The sequence below is a fragment of the Paenibacillus graminis genome (genome assembly GCF_000758705.1).
Lineage (GTDB): Bacteria > Bacillota > Bacilli > Paenibacillales > Paenibacillaceae > Paenibacillus_AQ > Paenibacillus_AQ graminis.
Map to the genome: position 1 here is coordinate 6,784,128 of NZ_CP009287.1, position 23,414 is coordinate 6,807,541.

A 23,414-nucleotide genomic window follows, 5' to 3' on the forward strand; every position below is an offset into this window, starting at 1 on the left:
AAAGCCCAAATCCCCCGCACATGAACAGTGGGACCAATTGGGCAATGCAGGTTAAGTCTGCCGTTTACGTCTTTCATCCTGATCATAGTACCGGCAGCCGGACAACGACCGTTGTTCCTTTGCCCAACTGGCTTTTGATATTAATGTCTCCATGATGAATAGCCACGATTTTCTTGACGATAGCCAGCCCCAGGCCATTCCCGGCGGTGTTGCGGTTCCGTGACTGGTCGGTTTTGTAAAAACGTTCAAAAACCTGATTTAGATGCTCAGCCGCAATGCCAATCCCGGAATCGGCGATCTCCAGGCTAATTCCGTCTGCTGCATAGGTTATACGTATATCAATCTTACCGCCCCCGGGAGTGAATTTGATAGCATTGCCGAGGATATTCATCCACACTTGGTTGAGCTGGTCACGGTCCGCCGTAATTTGAACAGGGGCCGTCCACGCCAATTCCACGCTGATGCCCTTGGCCGACCACTGAGGCTCGCAGGTCACCACCATCTGCCTGATCTGCTCGTCGAGGCTGTAAGTCAGCGGTTCAAAGGGGTGTTGCTCTGAATCCAGCGAAGCCAGCTTGAGCAGGTTATCGCTAAGTCTGGACAACCGCCCGCTCTCCGCGATAATAATATCCAGATAATAATTCCGGTCATGTTCTGCTACAAGGCTGCTATTCTTCAGGGCCGTGGCAAATCCGGATATCGAAGTGAGCGGGGTTTGAATTTCATGCGAGACATTCGAGACAAAATCCTGCCTCATCTGCTCCAGCTGCTTCAGCTCGCCTGCCATCTCATTGAAGCTTTGCGTTAAGGCCCCCATTTCATCCTCGCGTTTCGTTCGGATTTTCACATCAAAATCACCCTTAGCCAGCCTTTTGGCTGCCAGAGTCAATACCTGGATCGGCTTGACTAAATACCTGGCCGCAATCAGAATGCACAGGCTTCCTATGAGCAATCCAAGCAGCAGGATAAGCAGCATCATCCGGTTCAGAATATGCTCATTCTGCGGGGAGAACTGCATAAACATAGCCTGTGGTTCTTCCCGATACCGGACAGGAAGACCAATGAACGCTGCCTCAGCCTTGCCGGAGGAACGATAATACTTCCCTGCAAGCACCTGCTCTACCGCCTCCGGCGGAATTGCTATTCTATCGGAATGGTTCAAGTCATAGAACGCTACACTGCCGGATGTATCATACAGATGAATCGGATAAGAAGAGATCTGGACCATGCGCCGGATGAACCGGTCCAGGTCGGCCGGCTTCGTCTGTTCATAGAGCTGGATCATCTCCTCACCTGCGGCAATCATATCGTTCTGGCCTCTATGGTTGATTTCGGGTTGAAAGACCAGAAGTCCTATCCCAAAAGAGGACAGCAGGCTGAAGATAATGACGGCCAGAAAGGCGCAAATGATGCGGACGTACAGGGTTTTGATCATGTAATGACTAACCGGTAGCCCAGACTGCGGGCCGTCTCGATTTGAAAATGCTGTGCATCCCCGGCAAATTTTTCCCGGAGCCGCTTAATATGAACATCGACGGTGCGGTCATCCCCTTCGTAATCCGTTCCCCAGATCTGGGTAATCAGCTGTTCCCTGGTGAAAATCTGGCCGGGCTGGTTCGCCAGCTTAAACAGCAGCTCAAATTCTTTTAAGGGAAGGTTCAGCTTCTCCCCGTTCCGGATCACTTGAAAGCTGCGGCGGTCCAATACAATGCCACCCAGCTGTATGCTTTGGGATGAGAGGACCATTGCGCGTTTCAGCAGCGCTTTTACACGCATGACGAGTTCCAGCGGATCGAACGGCTTCGTCAAATAGTCGTCCGTCCCCAGCTCAAACCCTTTAACCTTATGCCCTGTTTCGGCTTTGACCGTCACCATCAGAAGCGGAATATTCGTATTTATACGCCTGATCTCCCTGCACAGCTCCCAGCCGTCCATATGGGGCATCATCACGTCGAGGATCACCAGATCCACCTGAGCCTCTTCCATCAGCGCCAGCGCCTCTGCACCGTCAGCAGCCTCCAGGATGTCGAACCCTTCGTTCCGCAAAAATAAGGTAACCAGCTCACGAATGTACACATCGTCATCGGCAATCAGGATTTTGGCCATACGCTTACACCTCTCCTCTTATTCCGCCCGGATGGGCGCGTCAGGATTTCTTCATCCGAATTGCCAGCCCAGCAGATTCCAATGATATAAAAACACACTTAACACTACCGCTGCCAGCACCACAAACGTATAATGGATGCGTTTCAGCACAGTCCAATAGCTGTTTTTCCAAACCCAAACGCCCTGAACTATGATTGCCACTGTCAGGCCCATCAGTATGATAGGACTCAACAGATACACATATAACGAAGGCGTAATCCGGCTCAGCCGGACCACCAGGTCCATGTTCATGACCATAAAGGTCGCGGCGGACGTCAGCAGCGCCCATCCTGCGGTAAGCGCCGACAACCGGACGGCCCGTTTCTGCGCCTTCGGCATCGCTTGGATTTCCCGTCTCCGGTAAGCAAATCCCGTCAATGCGGTGATGAACAGCACGGCGCTGACGCCGAGCAAAGGAAGCCAGAGTTTCGATTGATCCCACAGCGGCGTCCGTTCGAGCGGCATAGGATTCAGCATATCCATAAACAGATAAGTCACCTTGCCTGAGGCGTCCGTGCGGAAGCCCATCTGGCGGGTGCCTCCGACCTCCTGGAATAAATCCGGTCCGATGGGTGCGTATAGCTGCTGTTCAGCCCCGCTTCCAACGGACAGGCGGTTACCCGCTGCCGTAATGTTGATTTGGGCCAAAAAACTGAAAAACTTATCGATCTTAGTGTGGTTACGGCGCGTGAATTGATACGACCCCGCGTATTTCTGCACGGAAGCTGAAGGCTCCACGGACCCGGAAACCCGTTTCAATTCCGGCGCAGGATAATAACGGTCGAACAAAGCCTGCACAAATTCGGCCGCCGCCGTTCCGCTCTCCCCGCCGCTGTAGGAAACAAAAAGGCCGATTTGCTGTCCGGGCACAAGGTATAGCTCGGTGTTAAACAGCTCATCGGCGCCTCCATGGGAAATCACGCGCAATCCGTTGATCTTCAACTCATAAAAGCCAAGGTCCATTGCCGGCATCCGCTTGTCAAACTGGAACGCCGGTGCATGCATCAGCTTCACGGTTGCAGGCCTCAGCAATTGGGCGTCTGCATAGCGCCCGTCCTGAAGATGGGCAATCATGAAATGAGCCATGTCCATTGCCGAGACGGAGCCCGAGCCGGCAGGCCGGAACCCGCCCTCGAACGTGGGAGGCCTGGTAGCGAACTGCCCGTTCTCACGGCCATAACCCAGCACCGCATAAGGCTGCAAAGAGGCTGGAACAGGCTCCTGCACCGTAGCATATTTCATGTCCAGCGGTTCGAAGATATACCGCTCAATATAGTCATTATAAGCAATGCCGCTGACTTCCTCGACGATCAGGCCCGCCAATGCAGCGCCATAGTTGGAATAAGCCATCATCTCGCCGGGAGGCCTTACCCGGGCCGGCATATGCTTGGCTAGGGTGTCCGCAATCGACACCGGCAGCTTCTCAGGATCGGTGGTGATTTGATAGCCGACTCCGCCTTCCTCAAACCCTGCGGTATGAGTCATCAGATGGCGCATCGTAACCGGCTGCGGATACGTTTTTGGAATTTGCATGGTTTGTAAATAAGTGTTCACATCGGCATCCAAATCCAGCTTGCCCTGTTCCACTAATTGCATAACTGCCGTCCAAGTGAACAGCTTCGTTGTCGAAGCAATCCGGAACAGGCTCGTCTCGGGGTCCACTGGCGTACCTTTTTCCAGATTGGAGTGCCCGTATCCCTTAGCCAGCAGAACTTTTCCATCCTTAACAAGAGAAACCACCGCACCCGGAATCATGTAATGATCCATTTGCCCGCTCATCATACCATCAATGAATGCCGTTAGCTGGACAGTGTCGTCCAAATCCGCTCCCGTTCCTTCCGGCGCAGCGGCTGATACTGGGGCGGCAAGTTCTGCCGATACGGGCGTCCGGCTCCCTAACAGACCCGCCCCCACCACAGCAACCAGAAGCCCCAGTACAACTATTTTGCTAGATCTCTTACTCCTAAACGATGGCATGATAAACCCCCAACATTCTGTGATTGGATTAAGCGGAAGCTTCCGCTTTCTAGGGGAGCATATCAAAATTATATGAACGGGGAGTGAACCCGGCGGACGATTCATCATTGCCAATACTTAACTTTCCATTTGCCGGATGCCTTCGGTCCAGGGCCATATTTACACTGAAGCGCTTCCCCTATTCATTTGCTGCCGGCCATAAAATATTCCACACCCTGCAGCAAATCGGCGGGCAGCTCCTCAAGCTGCAGATAATCCTTCAGCTCCAGTACCACACGTTCGCGGTTGTGGCCGAATACATCCACAATCCGGGCCAGCCGCTCCCACGGCGCCAGATCGGCACGGAATTCCGCCAGGCTCATCGGGACTCCATGCGATTCCACATACCACTGCGCGTTATAGCCATAGGCAAGCCCCAACAGCTTCAAAAAACCTGTACTGCTGTACCGGCGCGGACCGCCATATATAGAGGGGCCCAGGGCATCACCCAGAAAAAGCACGTTATCTTCCCTAATGTAAAGAAAACAGGAATCTGCTGAATGGTCACCGCCAACATGGCTTAATTCACAGGTAACGCCGCCCAGATCAATAGCGATATTGCTCGAAAAGACGATATCCGGCTTCATTACTGTTATCTCTCTGCTCTCTCCGTACTCCAGCCGAATATGCTGCACACTCTCTTCGCTCAGGATGCCAGCGAGAACAAGCTCAGCAAGATCCTCATCCGACCAGCTTCGTCCGCTAAGTCCGGCAAGCGCTTCCGCCGTTCCTTCATGGGCAATAACCGGCGCCTGCCAGGCAGACAGGCCGAAAGAATGATCCCAATGCCAATGCGTCAGCACCAGCAGCTCCGGCGGCTTGATCCCGCGCTTGGCGAGTTCTTGGCGGAATAGCTCCGCATGCCCGGGCGAATTCCCTGCGTCCATCAGCAGCGTCCGGCGTTCCCCAGTGATAGCCGCCAAAACGGGCCGGTCTGTCTCATGCTCCGCGTGCATGATCAGAATGTGCGGACTCAGTTGCTGAAATCTATGTTCCATAAGTAGTTTCCCCCGGAATCCTGCCTCTACGGCAAATGAATAAAAATCTGTATATCGTACATGTTGCATGAATTTCAGTGATTAATCAACCGGCCGTTGTTTGTGAACACCGGTTTTCAGTTTAATAAGAGTTAGCCGATTGATTCACGCTCACTTTCCAGCGCTAGAGGAGGAGATTCCATGATCAAAATCGGGCTGACCGGCTTTGGGGACCACGAAGAGCTGTACGGTAAAATCAAACCTGCCGGACGTCTGCCTGCCTACAGCACTCATTTCCCCATCGTGGAGATTGACAGTTCTTTTTATGCGGTACAGCCGGTCAAAAACTACGCCAAATGGTCAGAACAGACTCCTGAAGGATTTCAGTTCATCGTCAAGGCGTATCAGGGCATGACCGGACATTTACGCAGCAAAAAGAATTATTTCGATACACCGGAAGAGATGTATCAGGCTTTCCATGCCTCTATCGAACCTGTACGTTCAGCGGGAAAGTTGGCAATGGTGCTTTTTCAATTCCCGCCCTGGTTCGACTGCACCAAGGACAATGTGGAGTTTCTGCGCGAGGCCAAAGAAAGAATGCAGGATGTTCCTTCTGCGGTAGAATTCCGCAATGAATCCTGGTACAGCCCGGAAATGCGCGGCAAAACGCTGCATTTTCTGGAGCAGGAGGGCTGGATTCACACGGTGGCGGATGAGCCGCAGGCCGGCTCCGGGTCGATTCCCATTGTTCCTGTATCCACCGGCACTGATGCAACTTATGTCCGGCTGCACGGACGCAACATCAGCGGCTGGAACCAGAGCAGCCACCCGGATTGGCGCAAGCTGCGCTACCTGTACCGCTACAGTACCGAAGAACTGGCGGAGTGGCGGGACCGGCTGCTGGAACTTGAAAAAACATGCCGCGAGCTGTATGTTGTGTTTAATAATAATTCTGGCGGAGACGCCACAGATAATGCGAAAGAGCTGCAGTCATTACTCGGAATTGATGGCGGACTGGCTCCGCGCCAGTTGGATTTCTTTTGAACCCGGGTGATGTTTGCAGGTCTACATACTCTCTTCTACTTCTTGCTGAAGAATAAATCATATAACCTATCCATCCGTTTCATATTTATGAAGGAGGCCACAGGAAATGAAGAGAAACCATACTATGATGCAATTTTTCGAATGGCATGTTGCGGCGGACGGGCAGCACTGGAAGCGGCTGGCCCAAATGGCCCCCGAACTGAAAGCCGCTGGTATTGATTCCATATGGGTGCCTCCGGTAACGAAGGCCATCTCTCCTGAGGATACAGGCTATGGCGTGTATGATCTTTATGACCTGGGGGAATTCGACCAAAAAGGGAGCATCCGCACGAAATACGGCACTAAGCAGGAGTTGATCGACGCCATTGCCGAATGCCTCAAGAACGGGATTGCCGTGTACGTGGACCTCGTCATGAATCATAAAGCGGGCGCAGACGAGACCGAGGTCTTCGAGGTGATTGAGGTAGACCCGAACAACCGCAACAAGGAGATCTCCGCCCCGTTCGAGATCGAAGGCTGGACCAAATTCACGTTCCCCGGACGGGGAGACACGTACTCCAGCTTCAAATGGAATCATACGCATTTCAACGGCACCGATTTCGATGCCAAGGGAGGACGGAATGGAGTCTTCCGGATTAACGGAGAGAACAAAAGCTGGAACCAGAATGTGGATGACGAGTTCGGCAACTATGATTATCTCATGTTCGCGAACATTGACTACAGCCAGCAGGAAGTCCGCAGCGAGATGCTGGAATGGGGCAAGTGGCTGGTAGATACGCTGCAGTGCAGCGGTTACCGCCTGGATGCGATCAAGCATATCAATCATGAGTTTATCAAAGAGTTCGCGGCGGAAATGACCAGAAAACGGGGCGAGGATTTCTACATCGTCGGGGAATTCTGGAATTCAAATCTTGAAGCCTGCCGGGAGTTCCTCAATACCGTCGACTATCAGATAGACCTGTTCGATGTATCGCTGCATTACAAGCTGTACGCGGCTGCGCTGGGCGGCAGAGATTTTGACCTGACGCATATTTTTGACGACACACTGGTACAGACCCATCCTGCCAATGCGGTGACCTTTGTGGATAACCACGATTCACAGCCGCATGAAGCGCTGGAGTCCTGGGTCGGAGACTGGTTCAAACAGAGCGCCTACGCCCTGATCCTGCTGCGCCGTGACGGATATCCGGTGGTCTTTTACGGTGATTATTACGGCATTGGGGGGCCCGCTCCTGTCAAAGGCAAAAAAGAGGCGATCGATCCCTTGCTGTACGCCCGCTGCCACAAGGCCTATGGAGAGCAGGATGATTATTTCGATCATCCGAATACCATCGGCTGGGTACGCCGCGGGATAGAAGAAGTCGAAGGCTCCGGCTGTGCCGTGGTCATCTCGAATGGAGACAATGGCGAGAAGCGGATGTTCCTTGGTGAGGAACGGGCAGGAGAGGTCTGGGCCGACTTCACCCATAACCGTGAAGAGTCCGTGACCATTGGCGGGGACGGCTGGGGAGTTTTCCCCGTGAACGGCGGAAGTGTCTCCGTATGGGCACTGCCGGATGCGGAAGAAGAGGAACCTGCTGGACAGAATATGGATGTCATTGAGAACAGTACGAAGAATAGTTCCGGTACAGAATAACGCTCTGAGGAATAGTGTTATTCAGGTTACCGACATAGAAAAAGAGGTGAACTTCGCCGTATGGGCAGAGTTCACCTCTTTGCTGTATTCCTTATTTCAGTTGGACTAACCTTTTAGCGGATGACCGTTGAATTTTCACCTTCGGCCCAAGCGTGAGATTCCGTGTTCAAGATACGCTCAATCGGGTAGACTCTCCATACGGCGGTTACAACGCCGGCGCTTAACACCGCTTTGATAAGGTCGCCCGGGATGAACGGCCACATTCCTGCCGTTAATGCTTTGGAGAGAGAGGTCATACCTGTGGAATGGGCCAGCCACCATACGCCGCCGGGGTACACAAGCAGTGCGCCGAACAAAAAGTTCACGGCCAGCAGCTTCACAAATGTGTATTTATTCTGCTCTATGCGCTGTGCGAACAGACCGATCAGAAAGGCCACCACCGGCCAGGAAAAAATATAGCCTGCGGTAGGTCCGACCAGCACCGACAAGCCCCCGCTTCCGGCCATCACCGGGAATCCGGCAGCGGCCAGCCCGATGACGATCAGCACTGCAAGACTGCCATAACGCGCGCCCAGCATGGAACCGGCCAGCATTACCGCAAGCGTCTGCATGGTAATGGGTACAGTAGAGAAGGGCAGTGAAATTCTCAAATAACTAAGTGCGATCATGACTCCGGCGAAAAGTGCACTGAAGATCAGGCCTCGAGTCGTCCATTTTTTCATGAGCAGGATTACCCCCATTTTTTTAGGAACACTATATCATCCCATACCAGATACATCAATCCTAAAATATTTGCTATAATGGGTAACGATTATTGACTACAGCAGTTAAGGAAGCAGGCACGACATGATCAGAGCTGAGCATTTGACCCTGTCCTTCCGGGACGGCCAGCGCAGGCTGCCGGTGTTGCAGGGGATTTCCATACATATCAAACGGGGCGAATGGGTGGCTCTTACCGGAGCCAATGGCTGTGGCAAGTCCTCACTCATCCGCACCTTCAACGGCCTGAATATTCCAACCGGGGGCAGTCTGTCTGCAGCCGGGCTGGATCTGCGGTCACCGGACAACCGGGCAGCTGTCAAGCGGCATATTCAACTGGTGTTTCAGAATCCTGAAGCGCAGACCGTCGGCTCCACACCGTTTGAAGACGTTGCCTTTGGGCTGGAGAACCGCGGTCTAAGCCGCAGCGTAATGCTTGCAAAGATTGAGAACGTCCTGGGCCAGGTAGGGCTGGCCCATAAAGCCAGGACGGATGTTTCTACCCTGTCCGGCGGAGAACGCCAACGCCTGGCGGTCGCCTGTTGTCTGGCGCTGGATACGGAAATGATTATTTTTGATGAGGTGACCTCCATGCTCGATCCGGCCGGACGGAGGGATATCCTGGAGCTGGCCCGCCAGCTGTGGGCACAGGGGACGACAGTGCTCTGGGTAACCCAGCGGATGGAGGAGCTGGCGGAGAGCCCGCGTGTCGCCGTTATGGGGCAAGGCAAAATGCTGTACGACGGAGATCCGCGGACGCTCTTCTATGCAAGCGGGCTGCCGGATGCACTGGGCTGGCCGTCCGCACCCGTCATCCGCATCGGACAGCTGCTGCAGGCCAAGGGCTGGTCTATGGACAGCTTGCCATTGACCGAGCGGGAGCTGGAGGCAGCCCTGTGAGGATTCAGGCGGACCGCGTATCCTTCCGTTATGACAGCCTCCCTGTCCTCACGGACATCAGCCTGGATATACGTGAAGGCACGCTGACTGTTCTATGCGGAGTCACGGGCAGCGGGAAGTCTACACTGCTGCGCCTTTTGTCGGGCCTTGCCCAGCCGGCTTCCGGCACTATTGCCTTTGACGGCGGACAGCCTCCTGGCGGAAAGGCCTCCATGGTATTCCAGCAGCCTGAGACGCAGCTGTTCGCGGGCAGCGTCCATAAAGAGCTGGAGTACGGACTTGCAGAGCGCGGAGTCCCGGGGCCGCAGCGGCTGGAGCTGATCCGCACCGCGCTTGCCAGAGTAGGCTTGCCCTACGATGAGTTCGGCAGGCGCTCGCCCTTTCTGCTGAGCGGCGGCGAGAAGCGGCGGCTCTGCATAGCCGCTGCTATCGCTTCCGCCCCCGGCCTGCTTGTCCTGGACGAGCCCACAGCCGGGCTGGACCCGCAGGCGGCAGAATCCCTGCTGGAGATGCTGCGCGGGCTGCGCCGCAGCGGCTTGACTCTGGTGGTTGGCACCCATGAGCTCGACAGCTTCCTGCCCATTGCCGACAAAGTGATAGTGATGTCCCAGGGCACCGTCCATTATGACGGGCCGGCTCTTGCCCTGTCCGCTGATCCGCTTCTGCTCACGGGTGCCGGTCTTACGCCCCCCGCCTATATGCGGCTGGGTTACAGCCTGCGGCAGCGCGGCCTGCTGGCAGAGCTGCCGGACAGTCTGGACAGCCTGCTGGCAGAGCTTGAACAGCAGCCGCTTGCACCTCCGGCGGCAGAGCTGCTTCAAGCGGCACCGGGCGAGCAGAGTCCGGGCCGAAGACCGGGCGGATCAGGCCGACTCCAGCCTGCCGCAAGGGACGCGGACAGCCGGTCTTCCGGCGCCGCAAATACGGAAACAGCCCCCGCCCAGAAACTGTGGCAGAGGCTGGACCCCCGTGTGAAATGGCTGGGGATGGTGCTGGGAACACTGGTCGTTTTGGGAATGGATACCTTGTTACCGCTGCTGCTTGCAGCAGGCCTGATTGCCGGGCTGACGCTGTCCGCCCGCATTCCCTGGCGGAGGATTGTCCGGTTCTTCCGCCCGTTCCTCCTGATGTTCCTGTTCCTCTGGCTGCTGTCCTCGCTCAGCTGGAGCTCCCCGGATTATACGCTCGGGCCGGTTGGCGTAAGTGCGGCAGGCATGGAACGGGGCGGACTGAACGTGCTCCGCTTTCTGCTGCTGATCGCACTTGGATTCCTGTTCACAGAGACGACCACTGGCGCCCCCCTGCGGGAAGGGCTGGAATGGGGCATCGCTCCGTTGAGGAGGCTGGGGGTCCGCACCCGCAACTGGTCGCTGGCAGTATCGGTCACGCTGCAGTTTGTGCCCTGGATTCTGGACAAGCTGGCCCAGCTGCAGCTGGCGCTGGACTCGCGCGGCAGAAAGGCCCGCGGCCTGGCCCGGTATTCGCCCAGGCAAGCTGCACTCCTGATTGTCCCCTTGCTGATCCTGGTCATCGGGATGGGCGATGAGCTGGCTACTGCCGTTGAATCCCGCGGCTATGACCCCGCCAAAGAGCGGACGCCATCCTACCGGCTGTCCTGGCAGAACCGCGATTCGCTCGCCCTGCTCTATATCCTGCTGGCAGCTGCCTTGCTGTGGACCGTCTCGCGGTTCAGCTGAGACCATAGCACAGCGTGTATTCCGCAGGCTGCGGCCCCGGAACATGCAGCATGGGGTCTAGAATTCACCCCGCAACTCTTGACGCTTATGCCTAATCCTCTTTCGCCTCCGGGTGACGGGAGACGAGTCTTACCAGATCAAGCGTCAGGATCGACAGGGTGAGCGTTGCGGGATATGCCAGATACCTGGGTTCCCACAGCGGGCTGAACTTCTCCTTATACCGTCGCAGGCCAGCGAATCCGTACCAGTGTCCGCCCCGTACAAAGACCAGATGGGCCACCTTCTCTTCCCGCAGCGCTCCCGAATTATGGCCGACGCTGGACAGCGGGGCATTGCCCAGATTGAATCTGAGGCTGCCCTGCTCCTTGGCCCATTCCAGCAAACGGATGAACAGATAGTCCATGGTGCCGTTCGGCGATTTGTTCCGGTGGCGCATTAGGTCAATCGAGGCCGTCTCTCCCCTGTCATATCCCGGGGCCATAGAGGCAAAAGCCAGCACATCGCCCTCCTTGTTCCGCAGCAGCGCGATCGGTGCCAGCTGCAGATATGCCGGCTTGAACCAGCCGAGGGAATACCCTTTTTCGCTGCGTCCATTCAGCCACTCCTCAGAGACCCGGCGCAGCTCGTCCAGCAGTGTCTCCGGATGCGGCGCCTCCGCCACCTCAAACACATATCCCTCGCGTTCAAAACGGCTTTTCACATTCCGCAGGTCTGCATTTTTTTTGCCGCTGAGGGTAAAGTCAGCAAGCGGCACCATCGCTTCTTCACCAAGCTTGAAGAAGTGGTATCCCTGTTCATGGTATATCGGCAAAAAGTCCGGGGTCGCCTGATAAAATACCACCGCAAGCCCGTACAGATCGGCTGCCTGCCGGAATTCACTGATTCCGTCGTTGATCAGACTCCGGGGGCCCAGCGGATCACCCAGCACGACCAGCTTGTCCCGCGCTCTGGCAAAAGCAAACAGCACCCTGCCGTCTTGGGCCCAGTAGAAGCTTTTGTCACCCAGAAAGAGCATATGCGTCAAGGAATTTCCGGTATGCTCCCCGAGGAAGCGGCTTAATCTTTCCATATCCCTGTCCGCGAACAGCTTATCCACGTTGCGGTGCGGCCGGAGGGTAATCATCATCGTCAGCAGCAGCCAGGAGAACACCAGCCCGCCGGCTGCCGTAACCGCCACGTTGCTGTGACGCTGCAGCCATTCCGGCTCGACTCCGTGGGGGAGATGCTTCAGGAAGCCATGATGCACGTAATTGCCGAGCAGGTAGTATACCAGCGCTATAAAAGAGGTCAGGGCCAGCCACCAGGCCGTATTCTGCCGGCTTACAGGGACGCTGATCCGGTAGAAACGCGCTCTGGAGATCCAGAGAATAAATGCTACTACCAGCAGGAACACAGCCTCCTCATAATCGAACCCCTTGGTAAAGGTAAACACGGCTCCGGCAAACAGCAGCGCGCTTGTCCAAATATAGGCTCTGCGAACCCGCAGCGAAATGCCGCGCGACAGCAATATGAGCATGAATCCGATCAGCACAGAGAGATGATGCGAGATCCGCATCACCGGCAGCGAGAGCAGATCCTCGGTAATCCGCAGCCGGTACAGCAGCTCAGGTGTCGCCGCCGACAGCAGCAGAATAATCCCGCTGGCAAACACCAGCTTGCCGAGCGCCCATACCCCAAGATCACTCAGGAAGGTATATTGGCCCGGCCAGCCCCAGATTTTCTGCCATACATTAAGGGAAGGCTCGATACCGGCGTTATTGCGATCAGCGCTTTTCTTGCCTTGAAGCCCGATTTCCAGTGCCGCCAGCACCAGTCCGATCAGCCAGGGAATCAGATAATAAAATAATCTGTAAATGACCAGCACTGCCATCGCCTGGTCACTCCGGTATCCCAGCTGTGTAAGCCCCAGCAGCGCAATCAGATCGAAAGCGCCGATGCCGCCGGGTGCCATGCTGAGAATGCCGGCAATGGCGGCGATCACATAAATACTGAATACGGTAACGAAATCGATGCCGCCGAGCAGATGGCTCCCGATGATCCAGAAGGTAATCCCGGCAAACAGCCATTCCAGCAACGAAGCGCCGATGGAAGCCCCTACGGTGAGCCAGGGCGTCCTGTTCTGTCCCCGGTTGATCCATTTTGCGAATAGCGCTGAACGCTGAACGATAATAAAAAACGGCAGATACAACGCCATCCCCCAGACCGCGAACACCAGCCAGCGGTGCTTGTGCAGAAGTGCAGCGGCCGGGAGCAGGCCAAGGATGTTTCCCCAGGAGAGCAGAGACAGCCCGGTAATCATCAGCGGTGAGAGAAATACAATGGCGGGCGTTAGAACGGAGGCTGGCACTCCGCTTTTTTTGTAGAGAAGCGTGCGCAAGCCCACTCCCGCCAAACCGGCAAAGCCGATCAGATTGTTGAACGTGTTGGCAATCCACGAGTAGCGGAAAGTGCTCCAGTGTCCAAGATCCAGCCGGAAATGCCGCCGGATCAGATAATCGTAGCCGCTCATGGCCGCCACAGAGAGCAGTGCAACGCCCATCATTTGCAAGATGGCCCCTGCGGGGACATGCTTCAGCTCATGAAGGATCATGCCCAAATGGACCCGTTTCAGCTCATGCTGCCCCTCCAGATACACAAAAGCTATAATCACAAGCGGTACAAGCGCCCTGACCGCTTTGAGCCGGTAAATGGATATAATCAGCCTTACAATTTTGAACCGCTCCAAGGTTTGCTTCATAGAATTCATAACTTCTCCTGCCTTTACTGCCGGATGGTGAGCTTAATTGGGCTATTTACCCTTATCCATTTCTCCATTATAACAACTCCGGGGATGGAAGGCTTCTTTTTACAGCGCTCAAAGGTTAGACCTGCCGCAAAGCCCCCTTCACTGCATCATGCGTATAAAAGATCAAAAACATTTCGGGCGTTCCCTGTAGCAAGATGTCTCTCTGAATAAAATGGCTGCGCTGTCCGGTAAAGGAAGGTGCAGACCCGCTAATCCCTCTGCAGAACGAATTTGAACCCATTTAAGTTCACTAATTCCACTTCACTCCCCTGCGGCCATCCGAACCATCAACCTTTCAAAGGTTCCAACAAAGGGGAAACCCTAGTTACTATACAAGCACAAAAAAAGGACCCCCCCACAGCAGAGGTGTCCTCTTTTCCAAAATGCTGTTTACGGTTCGCTGTTTACTGGACTGCTGATTTACACCTGGATTCAAATCTTCCCGCGCTGTCTGTAGCAGCAGTAGCGATCTCCTGTGCGCTTGCCGATGAGGAAACAGCTGCTCTGTGACTTGAAATACTCACGCTTGTCCCTCCTTTCGCCACTGAAGTATAGGCGGTTTACCTGGGAGGGACGTTAAAGCACGCTGATAGTTTGCTGAAAAGCATCCGTGCAAGCACCAGCACGTGCGGGATGTTTACGGCTTAATGGGACCACTCTGTCTGCAGAGCAGCAGAAAGGACAGAATGGAGCACACACCTGCCCCCGCGATGACCATCGCCATGGGCAGAGCAGTCTCGCTGCCGCCAAGCCCGACAAGCGGAGCTACACAGCTGCCGAGCAGCAAGGGCAGCAGGCCGAGCAGCGCCGAGGCGCTGCCTGCAGAATCGCCTTGGTCCTGCATGGCCAGCGAGAAGCTGGTTGTCCCTACTACGCCCACACTGGAAACCACGGCAAACAGGCAGATAAGGATGGGCAGGAGACCGCCGCCGGCCAGAACTGTCAGCAGCAGCAGCACACCGCCCAGCGTGCACAGCAGCAGGCCGCTGACCAGAAACTTCTGCTCGCCGACCCTTCCGGACAGTCTGCCGGCGATTTGGCCGGAAAGGATGATGCCCAGTCCGTTTACGGCAAAGATTACACTGTACATTTGCGGGGAAACCCCAAAAATATTCTGCAGGACAAAGGAAGAGCCGGAAATATAAGCGAACATGGCGGCGGAGACGAACCCTTGGGAGAGGGCGTACCCCATAAACTTCCCATTGCCAAGCAGGAGAGCGAAGGTGCGCAGTGTGCCGCGAATCCCGCTTCTCATACGCCGTTCCTTAGGCAGGGTCTCCGGAAGCCGCAGCAGAATCGTGACAAAAAAGATCAGCCCGGCGGCAAACAGCACCACGAACACCCCCTGCCACGTTGTAACTCTCAACAACTGCCCGCCGATAATCGGGGCCAGGATCGGCCCCAATCCGTTGACAATCATCAGCAAGGAGAAGAATTTGGTTAATTCCGAGCCGCTATATAGGTCCCGTACCGCTGCCCGCGAAATTACAACCCCAACGGACCCGGCAAGCCCCTGGATAAACCGCAGCATTATAAGCAGCCCGATGGAAGGAGTGAACGCGCACAGCAAGGAGGAGACAGCATACACCAGCATGCCAATAAGCAGTGGTGTGCGGCGGCCATACACATCGCTTAAGGGCCCTGCTGCCAGTTGACCCGAGGCCAGCCCCAGCAAAAAGAAGGTCAGGCTAAGCTGCACCAGTGCAGCGCCCGCTCCAAAATCCGCGCCCAGCGCCGGAAGCGCGGGCAAATACATGTCAATGGACAACGGCCCGATCGCGGAAATCGCTCCCAGAATGACGGCGATCTGCAGCCGCTGCTTTCTGGACGGCCCTTCCGCTCCCAGCATCTTATTATCGATTTTTGTGATCATGATTCATAACTTCAACCTTTCCGCAGCAATGTAACCTTCATACTACCTGATGGCAGACGGAATTTTCAATGCTTTTTAATCACCCGTGCCGTGAACCTCCAGATCGTCAGAACCGGATTCGCCGTCCTTAGCGTGTGAAACATGTAAATTCTTATAATTGCAAAAAACTGCCCGCAGGAGCTTTCAAGCGTCTGAAAACAGTCACTTGGCAGCGGCCCCACAGGCAGTTGTACTTGTCAGACTTTACGGAAATCACTTTGCTGCTTCAGCCAATCTCTGGCGGCTTCTGCTTCGGCTGAGCTGAGGCGGTGGCCCTGATTGCCCCAAAGCATTGTTACCTCTGCACCCGCCTCCCGCAGCAGCGACTCCAGCTCCTTGGTTTCCTCTGTGCGGATAATCGGATCGTTGGTGCCTGCTCCGATGAACACGGCAACCTCCTTCAAGGATGGCAGGTTCAGCCCGCGCAGCGGCACCATCGGATGCAGCAGCACAGCCGAGCGGAAAATGCTGCCGTAATGAAAGAGCAGGCTGCCGGCGATATTCGCGCCGTTGGAGTAGCCTACCGCGACCAGATTGCCGGAGTCGAATCCGTACTTTTCAGCAGCCTCATCCAGAAACTGCTTAAGCTCATGGGTGCGGAAGATCAGATCCTCTTCATCGAAGATGCCTTCCGCCAAGCGCCGGAAATAACGGGGCATGCCATTCTCCAGCACATTTCCCCGGATACCCAATACAGAAGCGCCTGGGGCCAGCAGCCCGGCCAGGGGCAGCAGATCATGTTCGTTGCCCCCAGTACCATGGAACAGTACTAACGTTGGCAGACTTTCATCGCTGCCCTTGCGGAAGATATGAATCATCCCTGTTCCACCTCGATTTCACGGATTTCAAAAGGGGTAAGGTTCTCTTCAATCACTGCGCGGTGCGGCTCGAACCAGGCAGGAAGCATGAGCTTCTGGCCCAGCGCATCCGGGGCTTCATCACGGGCAAAACCTGGAGGATCGGTTGCAATCTCGAAGAGAATACCGCCTTCTTCACGGAAGTAAATGGCGTTAAAGTACTGGCGGTCCTGCACCGGGGTCGGCTGATAGCCATGGCTCTGCACGCGCCGGCCCCATTCCAGCTGCTCGGCATCATCCTTGGCCCGCCAAGCGATGTGATGGACCGTTCCTGAACCTCCGGCTCCATGGGGAACCGGCGCTGCCTTCAGATCGATGATGTTGCCCACGTCGCCGGTTGATCTGTAGCGGATATAGCCGTCGCCTTCAGTAATACGTTCGAGGCCCAGCGTGTTGGACAGCGTATCTGCGGTTTTCTCCGGATTGGTGCTGTAAAGAACGGCCCCGCCGAAGCCTTTGATTGCATGTTCAGGGGTCACACCGCCAAAGGACCAGGTGCTCAGCGCGCCTTCTTCACGTTCCACCAGTTCAATCCGCAGCCCGTCGAAGTCGGCAAAGGAGAGATAGGATTCGCCAATCCGGCTCACCTCCGTTACCGGAATCTGATAAGCAGCCAGACGCTGCTTCCAGAAGTCCATGGAGCCCACCGGAACCGCATATGTGGTTACGCCTACCTGTCCGCCGCCGATCCGGCCCTTACGTCCCTGGGAGTAGGGAAAGAAGGTAATGATCGTGCCGGGCGAACCCTGTTCATTCCCGAAATAGAGGTGGTATACCTCAGGGGCATCGAAATTGATCGTTTTTTTCACAAGGCGCAGTCCGAGAATTCCGGCGTAGAAATCCGCATTGCGCTGAACGTCTCCAACAAAAGCAGTAATATGGTGAATCCCTTGAGTTTGCATAGTCATTATAATTACCTCCTGAAATTTGTATATATGGGTCAATCCTTATATTTCAAGTTCTGCTTAACCCCCAGCGGGCACAGAGACTTCTTCCAGCAAAATTAATTTCGAGGCTCTGAAACTGCGGTTATGGCCGTGCATTGCCGGATCAGTTGAAAAACAGCGCATCGAGCGAGATCGATCCCGGCCCGGTCAGTGCCACGCCCACCGCAACCACCAGCAGCGTGAGCGGAAACTCGATCCCGTTGGCCGTAGACCAGAAGCCGTTAGGGGCATGAACCTTAACAATTGCGCCGAGCATCGCTGCGGCAATGAGTACAGCTGCCACCGGCGTCAGGAATCCGGCTGCGAACAGCACCCCCCCGACAAGCTCCATCAGCCCTGCCATTACCGCCATCAGTACACCGGGCTTAATGCCAATCGACTCCATCCAGCCTCCGGTTCCTTTTGGACCGTAGCCGCCAAACCAGCCAAACAGTTTCTGTGAGCCATGCCCGATAAACGCAATTCCGATCACCAATCTCATCAACAGTAAACCTACACTAACCATTTTAAACACTCCTCATTCTCTTGGATTTAATTATCTTAACGTTAAGGTATTAGGTAAAAATTTTTGGGTCTTACCCATGCTCTGATGTTGCTTTTGTTTCTATAACGGATGTGACCCCGCTCTGAACCTGGCATGACGGAATTAACTGGCGTACCTTTGTACATGGGACGTTCTGTTCTATACGCCTTTGCCAAGCTTCTTCAGCAGTTGGATCGCCTGACTCTTTTCTTCCTGATTCAGACTGCCCATCAAGCTGTGAATGGAACTTACATGACGGGGAAAAATATCATCGAACAGCTCACGCCCCGCATCCGTAATCTCAGCGTAAGTTACACGACGGTCCTCACTGCATGGAACACGCTTCAGCAAACCCCTCTTCTCCAGCTTGTCGATGTTGTAGGTAATACTGCCGCTGGTAACAAGGATCTTCTCACCGATCTGTTGCAAGGGAATCCGGGTTCTGTGATACAGAACCTCCAGCACCATAAACTCCGCCGAAGCAAGTCCGTGGCTCTTCATATCCTTCACCGCATGATCCATAAGGCTCTTATATGCCTTGGACAGGACAACGAATAATTTCAGCGAGGCTGCCTGCTCCTCATCCTGACTGCCGGTGGCTGCTGTTTCCTTGATATCACTCATCCTTGTTCACCTCCAATTGCTTTTTTATTTATCTTTAAATTAATTATCTTTAAGTTAAGATAAATATAATCCATTCTATATCTATTGTCAACACCTGCAGCTAAAAAAATCACAGCGGTTTGACCTGCCTCAGAAAACGGCGTATCCTTTTCCTTGGAAAAGAGAGCATACTCCTTTCTTTCCGGCAGCCGGCTGCACGCGCACGGAGATGGTGGCCGGAAGCTAACCGGAGTATCCCTGGAGACTGGCTCTGCTGCATTTGGTGCAGCAGAATGCTCTGCAGACAGGGCTAAACACCGGATCTGCCGCACGTTGTACAATTGAATCCTGCAAAAATCCTTTTTGGAGCTTCGTTCCATTAAATCTGCTGCACAACATGCAGTTGACTTGCCTTTTTACAGGCTGCGCCGTCCATTCTGCTGCAGCTTCTGCAACAGAATCCCTTGCAGTCGCCGATGGGAATAACAGTGATCCTTATATAGAAGAGAGGTCACGCATTTCTTTTCATCGAAAGCTGAGGGGTGGTTTAACTGGCAGCTGCACTTCATTTTGACATGATATTTATATAGAAGGAGGCTACCTCATGGATGCATTGAATAGACAAGCCGCTGCTGCCGATGACACAGCCTCCGGCGGCGCGGAATCCTCCCGTGTCCTCATCGTGACGGCGGTCGCAGCCGAGCGGGACGCGGTCCTGCGCGGCCTGAACGGCAGCAGCAGGTTCGATGTGATTGCAGCGGGCGCCGGCACCGCTGCGGCTGCGGCGGGAACCGCCGCCGCTCTGGCAGCCGGGAGCTACGGCTGCGTCATCAGCGCCGGGATCGGCGGCGGCTTCCCGGGCCGTGCGCCCGTAGGCTCGCTGGTCGTCGCCAGCGAGATGACTGACGCGGCCCTCGGCGCAGAGACGCCGGAGGGCTTCCGCAGCGCTGCCGAGCTCGGCTTCGGCAGCGTGACCGTGCCGGCGGAGCGCGGCACGGTGCAGGCCCTTGCGGCCGCGCTGGCAGCGGCCGGGCTTGCGGTAAGCACGGGACCCGTGCTTACCGTGTCGACGGCGACCGGCACCGCCGGGACGGCCGCCGCCCTGGCCGCCCGCCACCCGGAGGCGGCGGCGGAAGCGATGGAAGGCCACGGAGTTGCCGTGGCCGCCCAGGCGCTGGGAATCGCGGCGCTGGAGCTGCGCGCGATCTCGAACCCGGTCGGCCCGCGCGACCGGGCCGCGTGGAAGATCAATGAAGCCTTAGACGCCCTCACAGCGGGTGCGGCTATTCTATTGGAGGTACTGTAAATGACAACAGAGCTGAATATTGCCTTTTCTCCTTGTCCTAATGATACTTTCGTGTTCCATGCCTGGGCCCACGGCTTAGTTCCGGGCGCGCCCAAGCTGAATGTGACGTTTGCCGATATCGATATCACCAACGGCCTGGCTGCGGACGGTGCCGGACCCGAGGTGCTCAAAATCTCCTATGCCGCCCTTCCCTGGGTGCTTGAAAAGTACAAGCTGCTGCCCTGCGGCGGTGCGCTTGGCCGGGGCTGCGGCCCGCTGGTGCTGACCCGCAAGGGCGCGGGCGCCATCAAGCATCCGCGCGAGCTGTCGGGTCGAAGAATCGCCGTGCCGAGTGAGCGCTCGACCGCCTACCTGCTGTTCCGGCTATGGGCGGCACAGCAGGTGCCGGGCGGCCCGGCCGAGATCGTTGTCCTGCCCTTCGATGAGATTATGCCTGCGGTGCGGGACGGGCAGATCGATGCAGGGCTCGTCATCCATGAAGCCCGATTCACCTATCCGTCCTATGGCCTTAATCTCCTGACTGATCTCGGCAGCTGGTGGGAGAGCGACACCGGGCTGCCCATCCCGCTCGGTGCGATCATCGCCCGCCGCGATCTGGACCACCAGGCCATCACTGGCTGGATTCGCAGCTCGCTGCAATATGCCTGGGATCACCCGACAGATTGCAGAGACTATGTGCTGGACCATGCCCAGGAGCTGTCGCCGGAGGTAGCCAAGTCGCATATTGACCTGTATGTCAATAAGTTCACGATGAACCTGGGCGATGACGGCTATGCCGCTATCTCCGCCCTTCTGAACCGTGCCGCCGCCGAAGGGCTGGTTCCGGCCGTTGATCCGGTGCTGCTGCGGTAGCACACGGACAGGCAGCATCCCGCCGTCTCCCGGTCCACATGCTAACGCTCCGGGAGCCGGCTTTTTCTTCCCCTGGCGCTCAGCATCCCGCCCTACTTGATTAGCACTGTACCTTAGACTACGCTGAGAATAGACTATGCTGACAATGGCCCCGGACAGAATGTTCCCAGTCCGGACATCGTTATTTCGGGAAGAAGGATAGATTAAGAACAGTGAGGAGGATTTGACGTGATTCCTGCCGGCAACAGCAAGCCGAATATCGAACGTTTCCTGGGCTTCCAGGATGAGTACGACCGCTACCGGCCCGAAGCTCCGCCGATTGTCATTGAGCTGCTTACCCGATACCTGGGCCGCAGGCCTTCACTGGTAGCCGATGTGGGCTGCGGAACCGGGCTGTCCACCTTTCTCTGGAAGGATGCAGCAGATACCGTAACCGGAGTGGAGCCTAACCCTGATATGCTGGGCAAAGCGCTGGAAAAGCTGCGCCTATTGAAAGGTTCGGCGCAATCCCTGTCCTTTATTCAAGGCTTCTCCAACCAGCTTCCTTTCTCACCGGACAGCGTTGACATCATCACCTGCTCGCAATCGTTCCATTGGATGGACCCGGAGAGTACGCTCCAGGAATTCTCCCGTTGTCTCCGCCAGGGCGGAATATTCGCCGCCTACGATTGTGATTGGCCGCTGGTCCTGCAGCCGGATATTGAAGCCCGCTACAACCATCTGATCGTTGCTTCTGAAGCTATGCTAGCAGAGCTTCAGCCCGCTGCCGAGCAGGCCCGCAAATGGGATAAAGAAGGGCATTTGTCCCGGATGAAGGCCTGCGGCGTCTTCACCTATGCACGGGAAATTGTTTTTCATAATACGGAAAACTGTGATGCACAGCGTTATGTGGGCCTCATGCTCAGCCAAGGCGGAATCCAAACCGTCCTTAAGCTTGATCCAGCTGCCCTGGCACAAGCTATTGCCGGGTTCACGGCAGATGTGGAGCAGTTTTTTCAAGGGCGGACCTTGCCAGTGCTGATCAGCTACCGGATGCGGGTTGGCGTTAAATAGCTTTTGCCACTGGCAACCCCGGCAATTAATTTCATGTTTCACCATACTCCTGTTTGACCATACTCCGTACTGTACTATACTTCGTACTGCACTATATTTCGTACTGCACTATATTTCGTACTTTACTATATTTCATACTTTACTATACTTCGTGTTTGATCATACTTGTGTTTGACTTTCTTCGTGTTTGATTATACTTCATGTCTGACTTATAATTATTGAAGCGAGACGAAGAACGTCCCGGCTGCCCTCCAAGGGGAAGCCGGGACGTTTTCTATTTTTCCGGGGAGAGTGAACCGAATGGTATTTGAAGAAGCGCATTTGCAATTTATAAATGGTCATTTGGCGGACAGACCGGCAGGAGAGCGGCGGGGACGGCTGGAAAGAGGCCATCAGCACGCTGAAGCCTTATTTCTCCGTAATGTCTGGTGGCCCCTTCGGGGACACTTTACCGCACTTCATCCCGAATATGAGGTGACCGACTGGCGGGGGAAATCTTATTTTGCTGACTTCGCCTGGCTGCCCGGATATGTGAAGCTGCTCATCGAAATTAAGGGCTATGCCTCACATGTGCGTGATATGGACCGGCAAAAATACTGCAGCGAGCTGAACCGCGAAACGTTTCTGTACGCGATGGGCTATCATGTGATTTCTTTTGCCTACGATGATGTGGAGCAGCGTCCCGAGCTCTGCATGACCTTGCTGCGCATGGTTCTGGGCAGATTCCAACCGTCTGAGGCACCTGTGTCGCGCGTGCTGCTACTGGAGCAGGAGATAGTCCGGCTGGCCGTTCAACTGGCTCGTCCCATCCGCCCCCAGGATGTGAAGGAGCATTTCAATATCACCTACAAAACAGCGATTCGAATACTTCGCAGTCTGACCGAAAAAGGCTGGCTGCTTCCTTCCGCCGACACCAAACAGCAAAGAATTGCCCGTTACGAGCTGGCGCGCGGGGTTTTGGAGTACTTCTAATAGTTAGTTTTAAAACAAGTATTTTTAACAGTGGACCTATCGTTGTCGGATTGCGCTGGAGTTTGCGGATCGCAGTATCCTATGTTTCGAGTAACATTTACCGGGCAGTTTCCCGTTGATCCGCTTATTTATGCTCATCAAATGCCAATTCCGGTCACACTCGCTGTGCTGCTTTATTATTCAGCAGTTGCCTGTTACTCCCCACGTTGTCTTGTTAGTTACTTTACCAATTCCGGGTTACGCTGCGGATCGTCGCAATGATTGTGCCAATAGCTGCGTGCCTTCGGTTTATCCGAAGGCGCTTTGTGAGTCAGGCGGAAGCTGCTGCGGTTGCCGTCGCCGGATTGTTGAAGTGAATAGTTGCTTGCGGGTCGCGTTCGTTCTTTGGCTAACACTCGAATCAGAATTAGGTGGAAAAAGGGAACCTAAT

General features: G+C 55.3%; 19 protein-coding genes. 8 read left to right on the forward strand and 11 right to left on the reverse strand.

Going from position 1 to position 23,414, the window contains the following annotated elements; genetic code table 11:
* Positions 1-82: 82 nt before the first annotated feature.
* From PGRAT_RS29350 to PGRAT_RS29365, 4 genes are all read right to left on the reverse strand, one after another.
* A complete protein-coding gene (locus PGRAT_RS29350; RefSeq protein WP_036706786.1) occupies positions 83-1,435 on the reverse strand; it encodes a HAMP domain-containing sensor histidine kinase in 1,353 nt (450 codons plus the stop codon).
* Positions 1,432-2,106, reverse strand: a complete 675-nt coding sequence (locus PGRAT_RS29355; protein WP_025708461.1) for a response regulator transcription factor — start codon at positions 2,104-2,106, stop codon at positions 1,432-1,434. Before PGRAT_RS29355 ends, PGRAT_RS29350 begins: the two co-directional genes overlap by 4 nt.
* A 51-nt stretch (positions 2,107-2,157) precedes the next feature.
* A complete protein-coding gene (locus PGRAT_RS29360) occupies positions 2,158-4,122 on the reverse strand; it encodes a serine hydrolase domain-containing protein (RefSeq protein WP_042267615.1) in 1,965 nt (654 codons plus the stop codon).
* A gap of 182 nt (positions 4,123-4,304) precedes the next feature.
* On the reverse strand, positions 4,305-5,159 hold the full coding sequence (locus PGRAT_RS29365) for an MBL fold metallo-hydrolase (protein WP_025706697.1): 855 nt from the start codon (positions 5,157-5,159) through the stop codon (positions 4,305-4,307).
* 180 nt (positions 5,160-5,339) lie between these two features.
* Between PGRAT_RS29365 and PGRAT_RS29370 the strand changes: the two genes are divergently transcribed.
* Both PGRAT_RS29370 and PGRAT_RS29375 read left to right on the forward strand, forming a co-directional pair.
* A complete protein-coding gene (locus tag PGRAT_RS29370; protein WP_025706696.1) occupies positions 5,340-6,182 on the forward strand; it encodes a DUF72 domain-containing protein in 843 nt (280 codons plus the stop codon).
* A 106-nt stretch (positions 6,183-6,288) separates the two neighbouring features.
* Positions 6,289-7,818, forward strand: a complete 1,530-nt coding sequence (locus tag PGRAT_RS29375; protein WP_025706695.1) for an alpha-amylase — start codon at positions 6,289-6,291, stop codon at positions 7,816-7,818.
* Between the two features lie 113 nt (positions 7,819-7,931).
* On the opposite strand, the gene PGRAT_RS29380 is transcribed toward PGRAT_RS29375, so the two are convergent.
* A complete protein-coding gene (locus PGRAT_RS29380) occupies positions 7,932-8,540 on the reverse strand; it encodes a biotin transporter BioY (RefSeq protein ID WP_025706694.1) in 609 nt (202 codons plus the stop codon).
* Between the two features lie 124 nt (positions 8,541-8,664).
* On the opposite strand from PGRAT_RS29380, the gene PGRAT_RS29385 reads away from it, so the two are divergent.
* Together PGRAT_RS29385 and PGRAT_RS32000 are read left to right on the forward strand one after the other, a co-directional pair.
* Positions 8,665-9,477: an ATP-binding cassette domain-containing protein gene (locus PGRAT_RS29385; RefSeq protein WP_025706693.1), complete on the forward strand. Its 813-nt coding sequence runs from the start codon at positions 8,665-8,667 to the stop codon at positions 9,475-9,477.
* Positions 9,474-11,174 (forward strand): ATP-binding cassette domain-containing protein, encoded by a 1,701-nt coding sequence (locus tag PGRAT_RS32000; RefSeq protein ID WP_052415744.1) that lies wholly within the window; start codon positions 9,474-9,476, stop codon positions 11,172-11,174. Before PGRAT_RS29385 ends, PGRAT_RS32000 begins: the two co-directional genes overlap by 4 nt.
* A 91-nt stretch (positions 11,175-11,265) precedes the next feature.
* Here PGRAT_RS32000 and mprF read toward each other — a convergent pair whose 3' ends face one another.
* From mprF to PGRAT_RS29420, 6 genes are all read right to left on the reverse strand, one after another.
* Positions 11,266-13,920: a bifunctional lysylphosphatidylglycerol flippase/synthetase MprF gene (gene mprF / locus PGRAT_RS29395; RefSeq protein WP_042267616.1), complete on the reverse strand. Its 2,655-nt coding sequence runs from the start codon at positions 13,918-13,920 to the stop codon at positions 11,266-11,268.
* A gap of 676 nt (positions 13,921-14,596) precedes the next feature.
* Positions 14,597-15,832, reverse strand: a complete 1,236-nt coding sequence (locus PGRAT_RS29400; RefSeq protein ID WP_036705639.1) for a multidrug effflux MFS transporter — start codon at positions 15,830-15,832, stop codon at positions 14,597-14,599.
* Positions 15,833-16,068: 236 nt separating this feature from the next.
* Positions 16,069-16,689, reverse strand: a complete 621-nt coding sequence (locus PGRAT_RS29405) for an alpha/beta hydrolase (protein WP_025706648.1) — start codon at positions 16,687-16,689, stop codon at positions 16,069-16,071.
* A complete protein-coding gene (locus tag PGRAT_RS29410; protein WP_025706647.1) occupies positions 16,686-17,636 on the reverse strand; it encodes a ring-cleaving dioxygenase in 951 nt (316 codons plus the stop codon). Before PGRAT_RS29410 ends, PGRAT_RS29405 begins: the two co-directional genes overlap by 4 nt.
* A 142-nt stretch (positions 17,637-17,778) precedes the next feature.
* Positions 17,779-18,180: a DoxX family protein gene (locus tag PGRAT_RS29415; RefSeq protein WP_025706646.1), complete on the reverse strand. Its 402-nt coding sequence runs from the start codon at positions 18,178-18,180 to the stop codon at positions 17,779-17,781.
* A gap of 177 nt (positions 18,181-18,357) precedes the next feature.
* A complete protein-coding gene (locus PGRAT_RS29420; RefSeq protein ID WP_081758875.1) occupies positions 18,358-18,822 on the reverse strand; it encodes a MarR family winged helix-turn-helix transcriptional regulator in 465 nt (154 codons plus the stop codon).
* Positions 18,823-19,405: 583 nt separating this feature from the next.
* Here PGRAT_RS29420 and PGRAT_RS29430 point away from each other — a divergent pair.
* From PGRAT_RS29430 to PGRAT_RS29445, 4 genes are all read left to right on the forward strand, one after another.
* Complete coding sequence (locus tag PGRAT_RS29430; RefSeq protein ID WP_081954780.1) at positions 19,406-20,107, forward strand: futalosine hydrolase; 702 nt, start codon at positions 19,406-19,408, stop codon at positions 20,105-20,107.
* Positions 20,108-20,119: 12 nt separating this feature from the next.
* Positions 20,120-20,959 (forward strand): 1,4-dihydroxy-6-naphtoate synthase, encoded by an 840-nt coding sequence (locus tag PGRAT_RS29435; protein WP_025708748.1) that lies wholly within the window; start codon positions 20,120-20,122, stop codon positions 20,957-20,959.
* Between the two features lie 228 nt (positions 20,960-21,187).
* The gene (locus PGRAT_RS29440; RefSeq protein ID WP_025708747.1) at positions 21,188-22,012 is read left to right on the forward strand and encodes a class I SAM-dependent methyltransferase; all 825 of its coding nucleotides are present in this window, start codon (positions 21,188-21,190) and stop codon (positions 22,010-22,012) included.
* Positions 22,013-22,312: 300 nt separating this feature from the next.
* Positions 22,313-22,984 carry a MarR family transcriptional regulator gene (locus PGRAT_RS29445; protein WP_025708745.1) on the forward strand — a complete coding sequence of 224 codons (672 nt, stop codon included), beginning with the start codon at positions 22,313-22,315 and terminating at the stop codon, positions 22,982-22,984.
* Positions 22,985-23,414: the final 430 nt, after the last annotated feature.